The 962-nt window shown below is 46.3% G+C and carries 2 protein-coding genes; both read right to left on the reverse strand.

Annotated elements, in window-relative coordinates; genetic code table 11:
• Positions 1–212 (reverse strand): PLP-dependent transferase (locus ACTHS3_RS14985; protein WP_440368367.1); only part of this gene is annotated, 212 nt, incomplete at its 3' end.
• 145 nt (positions 213–357) lie between these two features.
• Complete coding sequence (locus ACTHS3_RS14990; RefSeq protein WP_003747405.1) at positions 358–918, reverse strand: DUF3465 domain-containing protein; 561 nt, start codon at positions 916–918, stop codon at positions 358–360.
• Between the last annotated feature and the right edge of the window lie 44 nt (positions 919–962).

Consider the following 962-nt stretch of genomic DNA (forward strand, 5'->3'; position numbering starts at 1 on the left):
GCAATGCGTTTTTCAAAAGCGGCAGTAGTCGGATTGGCTGTACGGGTATAGGTAAAGCCTTTAATTTTTTTGGAAAACAAATCTGCCGCATGTTGCGCGCTTTCCCACATGAAGCTGCTGGTCAAAAACAGCGCCTGATTGTGTTCGCGATATTCGGTCTGCTCTTTGCCGCCCCGGATGGCCAGCGTTTGCGGATGAAGTTTTTTGTTCATTTATTCTCCAATCTACTGTGTATTCCAATGGACGGAACAATATTTTTCCGTCTGTTTAACTTGTTAACATTTTGCGCCGATTTCTACCATCTTTCAAGCCGAAGGCCGTGTTTCAGGCCGTCTGAAAAAAACAGGAAAACCGTTTTTACTGATAAAGGCGGCCGTCGTGTTTCAACCAGCCGTCAGTATGCCGGCCTGACGGGTCATGGTGCGTCCAATGGATAACGCCGCCCTGCTCCGACCATTCGTATTCTCCGTAAAACGCTACTTTATCGCCTTTTTTCAAGCCTTTAATCTTATCGGCAAGGTCGATATTATGTGCCACCAAAAGCGTCTGACCGCTGGAGAGCTTCAAGATAAAGCGTTGGTGGCGCGTGCCTTTGTTGTCATCCGGCAGGGTTTTCCATACCGTGCCCTCGCCCTCAACCTGAATATCGCTTTGCTCGTTTTCAAACGCCTGTTTCAAAACCGCTTCTGCCGATTGTTTGCCCGAACCGGTTTGCTGTTGAGCCGTATCGGCGTTTTCTCCGCCCGCATTGTTTTGTTTTTGAACGGCTTCTATTTTCTGCTGATGCTGCGATTGTAGCGGCTGCTTGTTTTGCATTTTTTGATAGGCAAATACGGCAACCAAAGCAATCAGCAATACAATGATTTTGTTTTTATTCATAACAATCTCAAAAAAAATGCCCGATTCTGCATCGGGCATATCAACTATTTAGAAAGGATATTTATCACGAAAACGTGAGCCGC

This window comes from Neisseria sp. P0009.S007 (assembly GCF_051962515.1).

Coding starts and splice junctions, on each gene's coding strand:
- ACTHS3_RS14990 (WP_003747405.1), bottom strand. CDS start 918: ATGCCCGATGCAGAATCGGGCATTTTTTTTGAGATTGTTATGAATAAA.